Annotated in this window: 18 protein-coding genes (1 of these 18 cut by a window edge); 11 read left to right on the forward strand and 7 right to left on the reverse strand. The window is 32.7% G+C overall.

What is annotated here, in order from left to right:
- Positions 1-22: 22 nt before the first annotated feature.
- From rocD to NNH57_RS26320, 3 genes are all read right to left on the reverse strand, one after another.
- Positions 23-1,267, reverse strand: coding sequence for an ornithine--oxo-acid transaminase (gene rocD, locus NNH57_RS26310; RefSeq protein ID WP_074409974.1), 1,245 nt, complete (start codon positions 1,265-1,267; stop codon positions 23-25).
- Positions 1,268-1,383: 116 nt separating this feature from the next.
- Positions 1,384-1,770 carry a DUF6768 family protein gene (locus tag NNH57_RS26315; RefSeq protein ID WP_074409975.1) on the reverse strand — a complete coding sequence of 129 codons (387 nt, stop codon included), beginning with the start codon at positions 1,768-1,770 and terminating at the stop codon, positions 1,384-1,386.
- The gene (locus tag NNH57_RS26320; protein ID WP_108807596.1) at positions 1,760-2,320 is read right to left on the reverse strand and encodes an RNA polymerase sigma factor; all 561 of its coding nucleotides are present in this window, start codon (positions 2,318-2,320) and stop codon (positions 1,760-1,762) included. Before NNH57_RS26320 ends, NNH57_RS26315 begins: the two co-directional genes overlap by 11 nt.
- A gap of 116 nt (positions 2,321-2,436) precedes the next feature.
- Here NNH57_RS26320 and rlmD point away from each other — a divergent pair, with 116 nt between their 5' ends.
- From rlmD to NNH57_RS26335, 3 genes are all read left to right on the forward strand, one after another.
- Positions 2,437-3,846, forward strand: coding sequence for a 23S rRNA (uracil(1939)-C(5))-methyltransferase RlmD (gene rlmD / locus NNH57_RS26325; RefSeq protein WP_074409977.1), 1,410 nt, complete (start codon positions 2,437-2,439; stop codon positions 3,844-3,846).
- Between the two features lie 403 nt (positions 3,847-4,249).
- On the forward strand, positions 4,250-4,558 hold the full coding sequence (locus NNH57_RS26330) for a hypothetical protein (protein WP_074409978.1): 309 nt from the start codon (positions 4,250-4,252) through the stop codon (positions 4,556-4,558).
- Between the two features lie 42 nt (positions 4,559-4,600).
- Positions 4,601-5,008, forward strand: a complete 408-nt coding sequence (locus NNH57_RS26335; protein ID WP_074409979.1) for a hypothetical protein — start codon at positions 4,601-4,603, stop codon at positions 5,006-5,008.
- Between the two features lie 71 nt (positions 5,009-5,079).
- On the opposite strand, the gene NNH57_RS26340 is transcribed toward NNH57_RS26335, so the two are convergent.
- Positions 5,080-5,283: a hypothetical protein gene (locus tag NNH57_RS26340; RefSeq protein ID WP_074409980.1), complete on the reverse strand. Its 204-nt coding sequence runs from the start codon at positions 5,281-5,283 to the stop codon at positions 5,080-5,082.
- 88 nt (positions 5,284-5,371) lie between these two features.
- On the opposite strand from NNH57_RS26340, the gene NNH57_RS26345 reads away from it, so the two are divergent.
- The 3 genes from NNH57_RS26345 to ggt all read left to right on the forward strand — a co-directional run bounded on the left by NNH57_RS26345 (position 5,372) and on the right by ggt (position 8,422).
- The gene (locus NNH57_RS26345; protein WP_074409981.1) at positions 5,372-5,896 is read left to right on the forward strand and encodes a DUF6452 family protein; all 525 of its coding nucleotides are present in this window, start codon (positions 5,372-5,374) and stop codon (positions 5,894-5,896) included.
- Positions 5,862-6,572 carry a DUF6048 family protein gene (locus NNH57_RS26350; RefSeq protein ID WP_074409982.1) on the forward strand — a complete coding sequence of 237 codons (711 nt, stop codon included), beginning with the start codon at positions 5,862-5,864 and terminating at the stop codon, positions 6,570-6,572. Before NNH57_RS26345 ends, NNH57_RS26350 begins: the two co-directional genes overlap by 35 nt.
- A gap of 164 nt (positions 6,573-6,736) precedes the next feature.
- The gene (ggt, locus tag NNH57_RS26355) at positions 6,737-8,422 is read left to right on the forward strand and encodes a gamma-glutamyltransferase (protein ID WP_074409983.1); all 1,686 of its coding nucleotides are present in this window, start codon (positions 6,737-6,739) and stop codon (positions 8,420-8,422) included.
- A 24-nt stretch (positions 8,423-8,446) separates the two neighbouring features.
- Here the strand turns inward: ggt and NNH57_RS26360 are convergent, their stop codons facing one another.
- A complete protein-coding gene (locus NNH57_RS26360) occupies positions 8,447-11,719 on the reverse strand; it encodes a VPS10 domain-containing protein (protein WP_108807595.1) in 3,273 nt (1,090 codons plus the stop codon).
- Positions 11,720-11,923: 204 nt separating this feature from the next.
- On the reverse strand, positions 11,924-12,322 hold the full coding sequence (locus NNH57_RS26365) for a MerC domain-containing protein (RefSeq protein WP_074409985.1): 399 nt from the start codon (positions 12,320-12,322) through the stop codon (positions 11,924-11,926).
- A 230-nt stretch (positions 12,323-12,552) separates the two neighbouring features.
- On the opposite strand from NNH57_RS26365, the gene NNH57_RS26370 reads away from it, so the two are divergent.
- Positions 12,553-12,933 carry a Fur family transcriptional regulator gene (locus NNH57_RS26370; RefSeq protein WP_074409986.1) on the forward strand — a complete coding sequence of 127 codons (381 nt, stop codon included), beginning with the start codon at positions 12,553-12,555 and terminating at the stop codon, positions 12,931-12,933.
- A 3-nt stretch (positions 12,934-12,936) separates the two neighbouring features.
- Here the strand turns inward: NNH57_RS26370 and NNH57_RS26375 are convergent, their stop codons facing one another.
- Positions 12,937-14,076: a THUMP domain-containing class I SAM-dependent RNA methyltransferase gene (locus NNH57_RS26375; protein WP_074410062.1), complete on the reverse strand. Its 1,140-nt coding sequence runs from the start codon at positions 14,074-14,076 to the stop codon at positions 12,937-12,939.
- A 124-nt stretch (positions 14,077-14,200) separates the two neighbouring features.
- Here NNH57_RS26375 and NNH57_RS26380 point away from each other — a divergent pair, with 124 nt between their 5' ends.
- The 4 genes from NNH57_RS26380 to NNH57_RS26395 all read left to right on the forward strand — a co-directional run.
- Positions 14,201-14,932, forward strand: a complete 732-nt coding sequence (locus tag NNH57_RS26380) for an SAM-dependent methyltransferase (RefSeq protein WP_074409987.1) — start codon at positions 14,201-14,203, stop codon at positions 14,930-14,932.
- Positions 14,932-15,609, forward strand: coding sequence for a ZIP family metal transporter (locus tag NNH57_RS26385; protein WP_074409988.1), 678 nt, complete (start codon positions 14,932-14,934; stop codon positions 15,607-15,609). The genes NNH57_RS26380 and NNH57_RS26385 overlap by 1 nt, the downstream gene beginning before the upstream one ends.
- On the forward strand, positions 15,609-16,037 hold the full coding sequence (locus NNH57_RS26390; RefSeq protein ID WP_074409989.1) for a DUF4268 domain-containing protein: 429 nt from the start codon (positions 15,609-15,611) through the stop codon (positions 16,035-16,037). The genes NNH57_RS26385 and NNH57_RS26390 overlap by 1 nt, the downstream gene beginning before the upstream one ends.
- A 413-nt stretch (positions 16,038-16,450) precedes the next feature.
- Positions 16,451-16,738: the 5' end (the start) of an ATP-binding protein gene (locus tag NNH57_RS26395; RefSeq protein ID WP_074409990.1), read on the forward strand. The gene runs 1,839 nt beyond the window's last position; 288 of the gene's 2,127 nt are visible here — the first part of the coding sequence; the start codon lies at positions 16,451-16,453; the stop codon falls past the right edge of the window.

Raw genomic sequence — 16,738 nt, forward strand, 5'->3', positions numbered from 1 at the left:
ATGAATTTTGAATAGTATTTCTCTATTTTTCAAATTCCTTTAACGTTTTGATAATAATACTCACACAATCCAGTAGTTGCTCTTTATTCATTACTAATGGCGGTGCAAAACGAATAATATTACCATGGGTTGGTTTAGCCAAAAGACCATTTTCTTTAAGCGCCACACAGATATTCCAGGCAGTATCACTATCCTCAGAATCATTGATTACAATCGCATTTAACAATCCTTTACCACGAACTAAATTCGCTATTTTAGATCCTTCAATGTACTTATCAAGTTCTGATCTAAATAATTGACCTAATTCTTCTGCATTTTCAGCTAATTTTTCATCTCTTACCACTTCTAAAGCTGCTACAGCTACTGCTGCTGCAACAGGGTTACCTCCAAAAGTACTACCGTGATTTCCTGGTCTTATAACACTCATGATTGTATCATTAGCCAAAACTCCCGATACAGGATATGCTCCTCCACTTAATGCTTTTCCAAGAATTAAGATATCTGGTTTAACATTTTCATGATCAACGGCTAGTAATTTTCCTGTACGTGCGATTCCTGTTTGAACTTCATCTGCAAGAAATAGTACATTATGTTTTTCACAAAGCGCTTTGGCTTTGGCCAAAAATCCTTCAGAAGGAACATAAACTCCCGCTTCTCCTTGTATAGGCTCTACCAAAAATCCTGCAACATTAGCATTACTTTCTAAAGCCTGTTCTAAAGCAGATAGATTATCATATTCAATTTTTATAAATCCTGCAGTATAGGGTCCAAAGTTTTTTCTAGCTACTTCATCATTCGAAAATGATATGATTGTTGTTGTTCTTCCATGAAAGTTATTTTCACATACAATAATCTGTGCCTCATTTTCTGGAATCCCTTTCTTCTCATATGCCCATTTCCTACATAGCTTCAATGCTGTTTCTACTGCTTCTGCTCCAGTATTCATTGGTAATAACTTATCAAAACCAAAATACTCAGTCGCAAACTTCTCGTATTCACCTAATTTATCATTATAAAAGGCTCGTGAGGTTAGTGTTAATGTTTGTGCCTGATTAACCATCGCTCCTACTATTTTAGGATGACAATGCCCTTGATTCACTGCAGAATATGCACTTAAAAAATCATAATACTTTTTACCTTCTACATCCCAAACGTATACACCTTCGCCTTTGTTTAAAACAACCGGCAATGGGTGATAATTATGAGCTCCGTACTTGTCTTCTAATTCAATTAAATGCTGTGATGACTTTTTCTCTAAGATTGCCATTATTCACGTATTAAAAATAAAACTTTACAATTCCTACTTCGACATAAAGCCCGGGAGAGAAATCATCCTATTGAAGTTGGTTGCAAATTACTAAATATAAGCTTCTTTCTAAAATCTTATTGTGATATTTTTCCAGCTATAGAAGATACCTGTAGTTCCAGCCTCTTAATTTCTCTTAATAGTGCATTTTTATCCATTTGCATCCAGGCAAATAGTTTGGTCATTCCTATAACCATAAAACAGATCGCTCCTCCTGCAAACCACTTTATCAGTTCGTTAGTATTATCTGTATTTAAAAATTGAATAATGCAATAGATCAAAAAACCAAAAGCTACTACAGTTGCAATATTCATCAATACAATAATCCATCTGTGTTTGGTATTAAAAAGCCCTCCTAACATTTCGAAAAGATTTTGCTCATCTAAATCATCATAAAATTTTGCTTCTTCCTGGCTCAATGTTTCTTTAATTAATTGATCTATATCTTTCATTTTATTCTCCATTATTTCTACTTTTTAAAATTAATTTCAGTTTTTCTCTAGCTGTAAACAAACGTGACTTAACGGTACCGGTCGAAACGTTTATAATATCACTTATTTGTTTAATGCTATACTCTTCTATATAAAAAAGGTTTAGTACTAACTGTTGATTATAAGGTAGTTTTTTAATTGAGTTTTTTAATAATACCATCGTATTTTGATTATTTTGAGTATCATCTTCAATACGATGATTTGTATTACAATCCTTATACACTTGTAAATGTTCTACTTCCTTTTTATGTTTTCGTAACCAATTAATAGCATTTCTGGTTACAATAGTCAATGCCCAACTCCCAAAACTATTAGAATCTTTTAGGCTATTGATTTTTAAAAAAATAGTACTCCAGCTATCCTGAGCAATATCTTTTGAAATTTCTATATCTCGAGTGTACCAATATGCCTGTTTACATAGTTTTGCATGCCATCTTTTCACAAGAAGAGTTACTGCTTTCTTGCTTCCCGACTGGCATTGTAAAACCAACAAAGAATCAATTGTTTTATTGGTGTTTGTCATATGGGTCTTTATAGTATAGACGTAGAAATAATAAATAGGTTCATTTTTTTATTTCTTTTTTCTAAGATATATTGAAAATTTAATAAGTATATGCTTTCTATTCTTATTTTTGCGCTATGGCAAGGAAAAACAGAAGACAAATCTTTGAGAATATCGAAGTTATTGATGCGGGAGCAAAGGGAAAAAGTATTGCTAAAGCCCCTGATGGAAAGGTAATTTTTATTAACAATGCAGTTCCTGGAGATGTAGCAGATATCCAAACTACCAAAAAACGTAAAGCCTTTTATGAAGGTTCTGCTACTACTTTTCATAAGCTATCAGACAAACGTACCGAACCCACTTGTGAACATTTTGGAACTTGTGGAGGCTGTAAATGGCAATTTATGGGTTATGAACACCAACTGGCTTATAAACAACAAGAAGTTGTAAATAACCTAACCCGATTGGGTAAAATTGAACTACCCGAAGTAAATTCGATACTTGGCTCCGAGGATCAATTCTTTTATAGAAATAAAATGGAATTTTCGTTTAGTGATAGCAGATGGCTAACTCTTGATGAAATTAGAAGTGATTCTGAAATTCAAAATAGAAATGCATTGGGGTTTCATATTCCAGGAATGTGGGATAAAATTTTAGATATCAATAAATGTCATCTACAGGAAGATCCAAGTAATGATATCAGAAATAAGGTAAAAGCTTTTGCCACAGAAAACAACCTCTCCTTTTACAATGCAAGAAATCAACATGGTTTTTTGCGTACATTAATGATTAGAATTGCATCTACCGGAGAAATTATGGTTTTGCTTCAATTTTTTCATGAAGATATAGAAAAAAGAACACTACTATTAGATTATATGGTTTCAGAATTCCCAGAAATCACTTCGCTTCAGTATACAATAAATCCAAAAGGTAATGATACTATCTATGATCAAGAGGTTATTTGTTACAAAGGAAAAGATTACATCGAAGAAGAAATGGAAGGGTTACGGTTTAGAATTAATGCCAAGTCTTTTTATCAAACAAATTCTAAACAAGCTTACGAATTATATAAAGTAACCCGGGATTTTGCCAATCTTACCGGAGAAGAATTAGTATATGATCTATATACAGGAACCGGTACTATAGCACAGTTTGTTGCAAAAAAAGCAAAAAAAGTAATTGGTGTAGAAGCTGTTCCTGAAGCTATAGAAGATGCAAAAGAAAATGCAAAGCGTAATAGTATCGACAATGTAGAGTTTTACGTTGGGGATATGAAAAAAGTATTCACCAAAGATTTTATTTCTCAACATGGGCAACCCGAAGTGGTAATTACAGATCCACCAAGAGATGGAATGCATAAAGATGTTGTAGGACAATTATTAAACATTTCTCCTCAAAAAATAGTGTATGTAAGCTGTAATAGTGCAACACAAGCACGTGATCTTTCATTATTAAATGAAATGTATAAGGTAAGTAAAGTTCAACCAGTCGATATGTTCCCGCAAACATATCATGTTGAAAATGTAGTATTACTCGAAAAGAGATAAATACAACTAGTTTTTTTATATTAAAAAAACAGTTTTAATTCTTATTACATTTTCACTGATTAAAAAATAGAAATCAGACTCTAATTATTTGATGAATTATAATTTCATCATGTATTTCATCGATTTTTTTAATCATTACATATTAGAACACCCAATTATCATGAAATCCATTGATAATAGTCGCTTTACCAACAAATAATTCATTTTTTTAACAAAAATTACACTACTAACTGATTATCAGTAAGTTGAACCTATCTATTTAAATTTAATCATTACGGTTTTACCATAAAAAGTTAACTCAAAAACCACATATGATATCATGAGTTATTTCCTACATTTGTACTCGAAGATTGCTACTACAATAAATTTATAATCAAACCTAAGTTTACCAAAACTAATAGTTATGAGAAATGTAGTAAAAATACCCCTGATCTTCATTCTTCTTATTTTAATTTATTTCTTATTTACTACCGGTTCCAGTTATACTGGTCAACATCAAATTAACGAAACCAAAAATCAAGTTGCACAAGAAGCCATAAAACAATATAACATTGTTAAACGAAATGGTCCTGGTATAGAAGCATCATTACATGCAGGATTCGTTGCAGAAGCCTTTCTTCAAATCGGAGATAAAGAAAATTATACTAAATGGACAAAAATAAAAGAACAAGAAGAACGTGATGCAAAAAATGCTAACGTTAACTTACCATAATTTTTTTCACACACGAACTACTCACTACCACCAAGGCTTACAATGATGATATTGAACTTAAAAAAAGGAGAGTTTATAATAAAACTCTTCGTAATACCAATTATATGTATTACAATAATAACTGGAGCTGTTTTATACAATCTATACCATAACGATAATGCTCAAATCACCAGTTCTAAAAACAATAAAAACCCATTTTATTTTCACAAATCCGAGGCATTAACTGCATCATACTCCATCATCAATAAAAGGTTACGATCATCAACTATTATTTCTTTTGGAGAAAGTGACAAAGATGTTAGGATCGTTAATGATTCTACATTCACAGTAATCAATTATGTTGATTGGATAAACCAGGAAGGTGAAAACAAAAGAAATTATTACTGTTGTACTGTAATTTTTAATCACAACTGTAAAGCAAAAGCCCGAAATCTGGTTTTTATGGATTAATCACACCCTTTAGATTATGGCAACTTGATGTAGCAATCTTCTACATTTTCTATTGTGGTGGCCGGGAGCTGTTAAAAGTTCCCGGTTTTTAAAACAAAATTATAATCACCAAAAACTTCACAAGAATCAAAATATGATATAAACAGCAACACACCTACTTTATTCGAGTCTTTTATTTTTAAGAAATAACCAGTACGAATTGGTTTATCTTTTTTATTTTTGGTCACGCAAATAGCAATTCGAAACTTATTTTGTTTCAATATTTTTGCATTCATCTAACCATATTTTATTCTCGTAGTATCGAGGGTAATTACAAAAAACCATATTCAGTAATGCTATGGTTGAGATAGAAAAAAATACTATATGAGAGTATACAAATATTTATTTTTTATATTAATAGGAGGCTTGGTTTTATATTCAAATTTAAGCTGTGAACGAGATGACATATGTGCAGAAGGTACTCCTACTACACCTTTTTTAGTTATAAAGTTTATTGACTTTGATGCGGGTACCCAGGTAAAATCTCCATCAGAATTACAGGTAAAAGCAGTTGGTATAGAAACTCCTTTTACTTTGGGTACAGTTACAGATTCTATCCTAATTCCTCTAAGAAATGATGTATCGATTACTGAATATGAATTTACTATAAATTCTGACACGACTAATAATAGTGATACCGATCCCCTTCCTAATAAAGATACTGTAAGTTTTCAATACACAACAGAAGAAGAATATGTAAGTAGTGCTTGTGGGTTTAAGATTAATTACAAAGGTCTTACTGTATCTCCTGCAGAAGCGGGAGATGATGGGAGCTGGATCAAAAATATAACAATACAAAGAGAGAACGTAACCGATGAAACAACTGCACACGTATTTATTTTTCATTAGCATACTGATTACCAGTTTTTTCTATGGGCAAGAAGAACCAAAAGTTAGTGCAAAAGACACTCTTCCTCCTGCAGAAAAATATGGTTTTAGAGCAGGAGTTGACCTCGGTCGATTAATCAGAACAGCAGTAGATGATAACTATTCTGGATTTGAAATTGTTGGAGATTACAGGTTTTATAAAAAATTCTATCTCGCTGCAGAAATAGGTAATGAATCCTTGATAAGAGATGAAGAGAATATTAACACAAAAGGATCTGGAAGCTATGCAAGAGTCGGTATAGATTATAACATATACGATAATTGGTACGGAATGCAGAATAGCATCTACGTAGGGCTACGGTATGGGTTTTCTACTTTTGAACAAACGTTAAACGATTATTCTATTTTTACAAGCACAAATTATTTTGGACCAAACCAAATAACCGAAAGTATCAAATCTGATGGCTTAAATGCCAGCTGGATAGAATTAGTTCTTGGTATCAAAGTAGAACTTATAAATAATCTATATCTGGGAGCCAATGTATCTCTTAGAACTCTAGTAAGTGAAAAAAAACCTGATAGATTCGATAATCTATATATTCCTGGATTTGGTCGTACTAATGATTATAGTAGTATCGGTGTAGGATACGGATATTCTATAAGTTATCTGATTCCCTTTTTTAAGAAAAAAAAGTAGTCTAAGTCACCTCTTTCCTCCTACCTCTTGCTTATTTGTCCAGATATATTCTGTAATACTCTCATCAAAATAAGCCAGTACAATCATTTTACCTGGTATTCCATCAATTATTATAGGGTATTGCTTATCTTGTTTGGATATTTTATCATCTCATACTCGTTCACATGAAATCATTTAACACGCTTTGTTTTCTTTTTTTAGTACCTGTAAGTATGGTCTTCTCTCAGGATCGAATTACTGGTAAAAGTTTTGCTACACGATCTGAAATAATTACTACCCACGCAATGGCTGCCACTAGTCACCCTTTGGCTACGCAAACTGCTCTAGATATTTTAAAGCAAGGAGGTAATGCAATTGATGCTGCAATCGCTGCTAATGCAATGCTTGGGTTAATGGAACCCACAGGAAACGGGATAGGCGGTGACTTGTTTGCTATTGTATGGGATGCTAAAACCCAAAAATTATATGGATTAAATGCTAGTGGACGATCTCCCGAAAAATTAACTTTAGAATATTTTAAGAAAAACAACCATATAAAAATACCTTCTCATGGTGCTCTTCCTGTTTCTGTTCCTGGCTGTGTAGATGGATGGTATGAGCTACATGGTAAGTTTGGTAAATTAAGTATGAAAAATATTTTGCAACCTACTATTAATTATGCTCGTGAAGGTTTTCCTGTGACCGAACTGGTTTCATATTATATGCAATTAAGTGCTAAATTTTTATCAAAATACCCTGGTTTTAAAACTACGTATATGCCAAAGGGTTCTGCTCCGAAAAAAGGAGAAATTTTTAAAAACCCTTTTTTAGCGAATACACTTGAAAAAATTGCAAATGAAGGTAGAGATGCTTTCTATAAAGGAGATATTGCTAAAACTATTGCAAAGTATATGAAAGAAAACGGTGGATTTCTGAGCTATGATGATCTAAAAAATCATACCTCAGAATGGGTAGAGCCTGTATCTACAAACTATCGAGGATACGATGTATGGGAATTACCTCCAAACGGCCAAGGAATAGCTGCCTTACAAATGCTAAATATTCTTGAAAAATATGATCTCAAATCTATGGGGTTTGGTACAACAGAATATCTGCACATTTTAACTGAAGCTAAAAAGCTAGCCTATGAGGATCGGGCAAAATTTTATGCAGATCCAGATTTTAATACTATTCCTGTAGACCAGCTTGTCTCTAAGAATTATGCTGATCAAAGAAGAAAACTTATTGATAAAAACCAAGCTGCAAAAACATATGACGCCGGGAATCTTAATGATGGAGATACCATATATCTTACCGTTGCAGATGAAGAAGGAAATATGGTGTCCTTGATACAAAGTAATTATAGAGGTATGGGATCTGGAATGACACCAACCAAACTCGGTTTTATTTTACAAGACAGAGGTGAGTTGTTTTCATTGAAAGAAGGTCATTTTAATACATATGAACCTAAAAAAAGACCTTTTCATACCATTATTCCCGCATTTGTTACCAAAGATGGAAAACCTTTTATGAGTTTTGGGCTTATGGGTGGAGGTATGCAACCTCAAGGACATGTACAGATTATCGTAAACATGATTGATTTTGGAATGAACCTACAGGAAGCTGGTGATGCCCCCAGAATAAATCATATGGGATCATCGCAACCCACAGGAGAAGAAATGACCAACGGAGGAACACTACATATTGAATCCGGAATTTCATATGAAACAATTAGAGGTCTGCTTTCAAAAGGTCATAACATATCCTATGCTTTAGGCCCATATGGAGGCTACCAAGCTATTATGATAAAAGATGGTGTTTATTACGGAGCTTCTGAATCCCGTAAAGATGGCCAGGCAGCAGGATATTAATCTATATCAAACCCTATAAATCAATTATTCCTCTACAAATGGTGCACCCGCCTCCTGTAATGCTTTTGAAAATGAATTTATCTCATTCTTTAAAGCAGTGAACTTAGAAGTAATACTTTTTAATTGGTCATCGATTATCTTCATCGTCTCCAAATGTGTACTGGTTGGCCCATAAGTAGATCGCTCTACACCTTTATAAATAGAAAACATCCTATATTCGATGGTAGGTCTTGTCTTCTCACCTACTTGTTGTTTAGAAGTATTTCCGAAGAATTCCTTATTTAGATTTGCTATTCGTTGTTCTAAAATATTTAAGCGATTATCCAGATCACCAGGAGCACTATTTGTTCTTAATAAGGCAGTTCTCATAGCTTTAATACGTTTTCCTGCCTTATTTACTTTCATACTTAGAGTAGAAACTCTACCAATTGTATTTTCATAACTTCTCCAGAATGTTGTCACTTTTTCAAGTGCTGCCCCCTTTAATGTACCATTGTACATGCGCTTAACCATAAAAGAAACAGGATCTGAAAGCTGAGTTACTTTTCCATTTACAACTTTGGATAATGTAGCTGTATACTTTCCCGGAGCAGCCATAAACCCACGGGGAGATCCATATAAATTTTCTTGTTTTTCTAAAAAAATTGCGTTTGTAGCTGGATATCGTAAATCCCATGCTACTCTATGAAAACCAGATGTAACAGGTCCTTCGATCCTACGAATGGTTTTTCCCGAGCTATTTGTTATTGCCAATAGTATACGAGGTTTACTTTCTGTTCGCTCTGTTTCTACATTATCCCAGCCAGGAAAAGCTATATTTTTTCCTTTATTCTTTTTCTCTATCTCTTGTCGGTTTTCTTTACTAGTTTTTAACCCATCCTTTAAGTAGTATGTTAATACGGCTCCAAAGTCTGGATTAGGAGCCACATAGTGCGAAGCTCCCTGGCTTCCTTTTTTATCATCAAAACTTAAACTAGGTCTTGGGATGTACCACCATGCATCTCTAGTTGGGAATAGTGTGGCTTCTTTTTTCAATTTATCTTCAGAAATACTTCTTAAAAGAGAAAAATCGTCAAATACAAAAAAACCTCTCCCAAAAGAAGCACCTACTAGATCATTCTCTTTACGCTGAATTACCAAATCACGAAACGAAATTGTAGGTACGCCTCCTTTCAGCTTTACCCAACGATTACCTCCATTTATAGTAAAATAAATCCCATATTCTGTAGCTGCAAACAAAAGATTAGGTTGTACATGATCCTGAACAATTCTCCACACCAACGTCCTTTTCGGAAGATTTCCTTTTATAGATTTCCATGTCCTTCCATTATCAGCACTCTTTACCAAATAAGGATTAAAATCTCCATATTTATGATTATCAAGAGCTACATATACCGTGTTTGCATCAAAAAGATCTGCCTTAATATCATTAACAAAAGCTGTTGCGGGAACTCCAGGCAGTGTACCTACATCAATTTTTCGCCAACTATTCCCTCCATCTTCTGTCGCTTGAATAATCCCATCATCGGTCCCTGCATAAAGTACATCTTCTTGTTTTGGAGATTCTGCTATCGAAGTGATTGTATTATAATTAGACATCGCCAAGAAATCCCAGGGCGCATCCCATGATTGTTTTTTACCCATAATAGACAATTCTATTCTTTCCTGATTTTTGGTTAAATCTCCTGATATAGCTTTCCATTTATCTCCTCTATTATCAGATCTCCATACACGATGAGAAGCAAAATAGATACGAGCAGGGTCATGAGCACTCACCAAAATCGGTGCATCCCAATTAAAACGCTCAAAATTCTCTTCTGCTGTGGGCTGGGGTTGGATATCAATCACTTCTCCTGTACTTAGATCTACACGAGTTAGATTTCCTTCTTGTCGCTCTGCATACATAATATTAGGGTTACCAGGTTCTGTAGCAGGTTGATGACCATCCCAATTTAATACAATCTTCCAGTCAGAATTTTGAATGCCATGTAAATTATCTGTTCGTGATGGTCCCCCTTGTGTACTATTATCTTGGGTTCCTCCATAAATATTGTAAAAAGGCTCAGAATCATCTACAGCCACTTTATAATATTGTGTTACCGGAAGGTTTTCTATAAACCTCCAATTTTTAGTAAGATCAAAAGTTTCATACAGCCCTCCATCTGTTCCTACCAAAAGGTAATCAGGGTCTTCTTTCTTAAAAGCTATAGCATGATTATCGCCATGCTTATGCTCTTCATTCATTCTTGTAAACGTTTTTCCTCCATCTACAGAGATTTGCATTGTATTATCTACCAGATATAGTCTTTCAAAATGATGAGGCGATGCATATAACTCTTGATAATAATGTGGTCCTGTAGCCCCTGCAACAGCATTAGATTGTTTTTCCCAGGTAGTACCACGATCTGCAGAACGATATACTCCTCCGGTTCTTCGATCTAGTTCAATAGCTGCATATAAAATATCGGGGTGTTGTGGTGAAATAGCTAATCCTATCTTACCCATCCAGGACTTAGGAAGTCCATTTTTGAGTCTTTCCCATGTTTCACCTCCATCTGTACTACGATACAACCCTGATCCCGGGCCTCCTCCCATATAAGCAGCAACTGTACGATGTCTCTGCCATGTAGCTGCATAAAGTTGATCTGGATTTCTGGGGTCTATAACCAAATCGGTAACACCAACCCAGGTATCATCTCCTAGTGTTTTTTTCCATGTTTTTCCGCCATCAATAGATTTATATAACCCTCGATCTCCTCCTTTTTTCCATAGAGGACCTTGAACGGCGGCCCAAATTACATTAGAGTTTTCTGGATGTATAATAATTTTAGAAATATGTTCTGATGCTTTTAACCCCATATTAGTCCATGAAGCTCCCCCATCATCACTGCGATAAATACCATCACCATATCCCATATGTCGTCCTCCTACATTCTCGCCAGTACCTATCCAGATCGTATTATGATTTACAGGATCTATAGTCACACAACCAATAGAATATGATATTTGATCATCAAATATTGGTTTCCAGGTAGTTCCTGAGTTTACAGTTTTCCATACTCCTCCCGAACCAACAGCGACATACCAAATACTTTCGTTTTTGGGGTGAATCGCAACATCTGCAATCCTACCAGACATAAAAGCCGGGCCTATGTTTCTTAATTTTAATCCAGAGAATACTGAATCTGATAATGCAGTAGATATTTCTTGTTTCGCTTTAGCACGTTGCCCATAGATTGAAACAGTAAATGCAAGCAAAAATAGTATGAAAAAGAATTGTGTGAATTTTGTTTTCATGAGAATATAATTGATGGTTAGCTTCAAAAAGAAGTAGAAAATTATTGTTATTTCAATAATAATCTCTTAACAAAAACATAAAAGTGCATAAATATTATTTTTACACTTTTATATTTTCCTCTTTTCAGCTTTAGATTACTAGCTTTTAAAGCCTAAAGAGGAAATAAATGATCTTATGTAGTAATGATTCTACTATATTCGATGTCATTGTTTAATCTTACAACTTTTATAATCTTTTGTAAATTTCCAATTATAATAATGAGCTATTATCAAAAAGCCAGTTCCTAAGAAATGTAATGTCTTTTCTACTAAATGATTTTCTATTAAAAACCCAATACTAAAAAGAGCTAATGTTATTATAAACAGAAAAGATGGTAATGATTTACCGTGGTATTTTTTGTACCCATTATACATTGCAAACATTGCAATCATCATGCTGATTCCTATTAAAAAAAACTCATAGAATTCGTCAGTTAAAAAAACAAGCCCCATCAAAGGGAAAAGAGTTATACATATAGGTAAAAGTATACAATGAAGCATACACAAAAATGATGTAGAAAACCCTATGAAATCCCAATTTACACGTATTGTTTTATGTATCATAATAATATAAAATTGATCAATTGTTATAGATCTTATCCCTGTTTTTTTTAGAATAACAGTCGCTTAATTCTTCACTATTGTTATCTCTAACATGAAATATTTTTTATCATAACTAAAGAGGTTGGTACAATAGCAATCAGATTTTTTTTTGTAATTTTCAATATTGAATCACGTTAAAGCAACAGTGTTGCAATAATACAAAAAATATAGTTTTCAATTATGCTTTAAGGATGAAAAAAACAAGAAATACGCAAAAACAAGATTTCGTTATTGATATACTTACAAATGCAAGGCATACTATGTCTGTAGAGGCTATTTTAAAAGAAATGCCTATAAAGGTTAATAAAACCACCGTATATAGAATCTTAGAACGGTTTGCCGAAAAAGGGAAAGTACATTTTGTAACTGGCGAGGACGGCAAAGCTTATTATGCGCTTTGTAATGATTGTAATATCAAACACGAAATGCATAATCATATTCATTTTCAATGCAAATCTTGTAAAAAAGTAACTTGTTTACCTTATGAAATAGAGGTTCCCGAACTTAAGAACTTTGAAATACAAGAGACTCAATTCCTTATGATAGGAATTTGTGATATGTGTATAAGCTAGAGGTCAATTCTTATATTTTGCCTTTTTACTTCCCGCATACATTTCATACTTAACTAATCGAGCTTCTAACTTTCCGTTAAATACTTTTATTTTTCTGGATGGTCGAAGTCCGACATGTTTTAAGGCTTCAAGATTTGCAGTAATAAACCAGGCATTGGTACCAGGATAATTTTGTTTCAATGTATCCCCGATTTGCGAATAAAATTCTTCTATATTCACTTCTAATCGTTCATCATAAGGAGGATTAAATGCAATATGAAGTAGTCCTTCTACCTCTTTAGTAGATTCAAAGAAATCTCCTTCTTTTATTTTTATAAAATCAGTAAGATTCGCGTTTTCTACATTTACATTTGCTTTTCTTACGGCCGAATATTCTTTATCTATCCCGATTATAGAATGATGAAAATCTCTCGTTTTATTCAGGCAGGCTTCCTCTATTTTTTCAAATAGATCTAAATCCCAATCTAACCATTTTTCGAAAGCAAACTCTTTACGGTTTATATTTGCCGGAATATTACAAGCAATCATAGCTGCTTCGATAGCCATGGTACCACTACCACACATAGGGTCTAAAAAATCACTTTGCCCATCCCAACCAGAAAGTAACAACAGGCCAGCTGCCAAAACTTCATTAATTGGAGCAATATTAGTTGCTGTACGGTATCCTCTATGATGTAATGATCCTCCAGAACTATCTAATGACACTGTACATAGATCACGTTGAATATGAATATCAATCGAAAGATCAGGGTATTCTGTATCTACATTTGGTCTCTCGCCTGTTTCTTTTCTAAACTGATCTACAATCGCATCTTTTGTCTTTAATGCAATAAACTGAGAATGGCTAAAAATAGTAGAATTAACTGTGGCCGAAATAGCAAAAGTATCTTCTAAACTTAAATACTCTTGCCACCGTATACTCTGAATGAAATTATATATATCATTTTCGTTTCTTACTTTTTTGGAAGTAATTGGTTTTAAAATTTTCACTGCAGTTCTCAAACATAAATTTGCTTTATACATAAAGCCTGTGTCCCCATAAAAACTAACCATGCGATTCCCAATTTCTACTTTTTGAGCACCTATTTTTCTAAGTTCACTTGCAAGAACTTCTTCAAAACCATAAAGGGTTTTGGCTACCATTTTAAACGAATTACCCACTATTCTCTTTTTCGACACGAAGGTATTTAAATTTTTAAGTGTAAAGGTTTAAAACTTTAAACGACTTCTATAATTAAACCGTAAAAATACACTAATTTTGCGCCCTATGCTAAAAGATTCAACAATGTGGTATGCATCATGGTTTGACACACCATACTATCATATCTTATACAAAGACAGAGATCATACTGAGGCTAAAGACTTTATGGATAACATCACTAAGTATTTAAGCTTAGAAGCTGGTGAAAAAATTTTGGACTTAGCTTGTGGTAAAGGCCGACATAGTATCTATTTAAATACATTAGGTTATGATGTAACTGGTGTAGATCTTTCTAAAAATAGTATCGAATATGCTTCACAATTTGAGAACGAAACGTTAAAATTTAGGGTACACGATATGTGTCAGCCATATTCTGAAAAATTCTCTGCTGTTTTTAACCTTTTTACTAGTTTTGGTTATTTTGACAAGGAAGAGGATAATCTAAATACAATTAAGGCTATTAAGTCAAATCTAAATGAAAAAGGATTTGGTGTTATTGATTTTATGAATGTCGATTATATCATTAACAATCTGGTAGCCCAAGAAACAAAAGAAGTTAATAACATCTTATTCAATATTAAGAGATACTATCAAGATGGATATATCTTTAAAGAAATTGGATTTAGAGATAATAATGAAGATTTTTTATTTACAGAACGTGTTAAAAGCATTACACTAAGTGATTTTAAAAATTACTTTACAAATGCTAATGTAAATTTATTGGATATTTTTGGTAATTATCAACTTCAGAAATTTGACAAAACTACTTCGCCAAGACTCATATTAATTTTTAAATAGTGTATAACTATATATTATCTATAACAGCTGTATTTATAGGAGCTTTATTAGTTTTTATTTTTAAAACTTCTAACCAAAAGAGCTTAAAACTACTTTTAGCTTTCAGTGGTGCTTTTCTTCTTGCAATCACCATTTTTGACTTATTACCAGAGGTATTTGAAGATAATCTCTTTGCAAAACGTACTGGTGTTTGGATTATGATCGGTATTCTTCTTCAAAAAGTACTAGAATACTTCTCTAAAGGAGCAGAACATGGACATATACATCTTCATAAAGAGACTCGCCAGATTCCAAAATTATTATTTATTAGTTTAGGTCTACATGCTATACTCGAAGGGTTTCCGATACACCATACAGACGGAATTTTATTAGGTATAATTATACATAAAATTCCTATTGCTATGATTTTGACCACATTTTTATTAAATACCAAAATCAAAAAAAGTGTCATTATCATATCTTTGACTTTATTTGCACTAATGACTCCTCTGGGGACTTTTATTTCTGAAAACTTTACTATGATTCAGGATTATTATAAAGAAATTACTGCGTTGGTTATTGGTATATTTCTACACGTATCTACTACAATTCTGTTTGAAAGTAATGAAGGCCACAAATTTAATATTACAAAACTTATGGTTATTCTTATAGCTACAGTTACGGCATATATTATATAATGTTTAGTAAATCAGAATCAAAACAAATACGTCAGGAATTCTGGACCAGTTTTGGTAAAGAATACCCTCGTAAGTGGCTATTGTATAATACCAAAATTAAAGATGTAACCCTTAAATTTACATTTACTACAAAAAAGGCCCAAGTATCTATTGATATCGAACCCTATGATAAGATAATAAAGGCATATTATTATGATAAATTCATTAGTTTAAAAAAGATTCTTACCAGTGAATTTATAGAAGATATTATTTATGATGAGTTCTACGAACTTGATAGCGGTAAAGTTATATCTCGTATATATGTAGAGATCGATAATGTAAGTATCCATAATAGGAACACTTGGTCCCAAACCATGGCTTTTTTATCAAAAAACATGGATAAACTTGAAGAGTTTTTCTTAGAGTATAAAGAATACATTAGTGATTAAGTTTAGTTACTAAAAGTGTTCGATACTCATTTATCGGTTACATATTCCATTCTACAAGTTATTATTCTCCTCTACTAGGGGATTAGAATTGGTTACTTAAAGGCAATCTCATTTCATTTAAAAAATTGATATAAATACTATTCAACTACATAGATAGTTATTTTAAATATATAATTAGACAATTATATCAAAAAGTAAGTTTAAGACTACATTAAATAACGTATTACAAACAAAAACCTCATTTTAATCATGATTTTATGCATTTAAACTGATTATTTGATATTTTTTTAATATATTTAGATACCCCAAAATCTATACTGAACATGAAGATTGTCAAAATTAAGAAGCATTACATATGTTTACTATGTATAAGTTTGCTTTATTCTGTTGTATATACTCAACAATATGAAGAAATGTCTTTCTCGGAATTAGAAAATGCAATTATCCATACCGAAGACCATTTAAATTCAACAATAAGAAGAGCCAATGGTATAATGATTATTGAAACAATAATTGATATTTCCGAAAAATTTAATCCTAAACAAGAATATTATTTAAAAGGATACTCCTACAATTTGCTTGGAAAAATTCACTTTTCGACTAAAGATTATAAAGAAGCTCTTAGAAATTATAAAATTGCAGAATTATTTATAAAAGAACTTGAAGGTTTTCCGGAGCTAGCAATAGATATAAATAACAAC

It is taken from the genome of Aquimarina spinulae, assembly GCF_943373825.1.
Classification (GTDB): Bacteria; Bacteroidota; Bacteroidia; order Flavobacteriales; family Flavobacteriaceae; genus Aquimarina; species Aquimarina spinulae.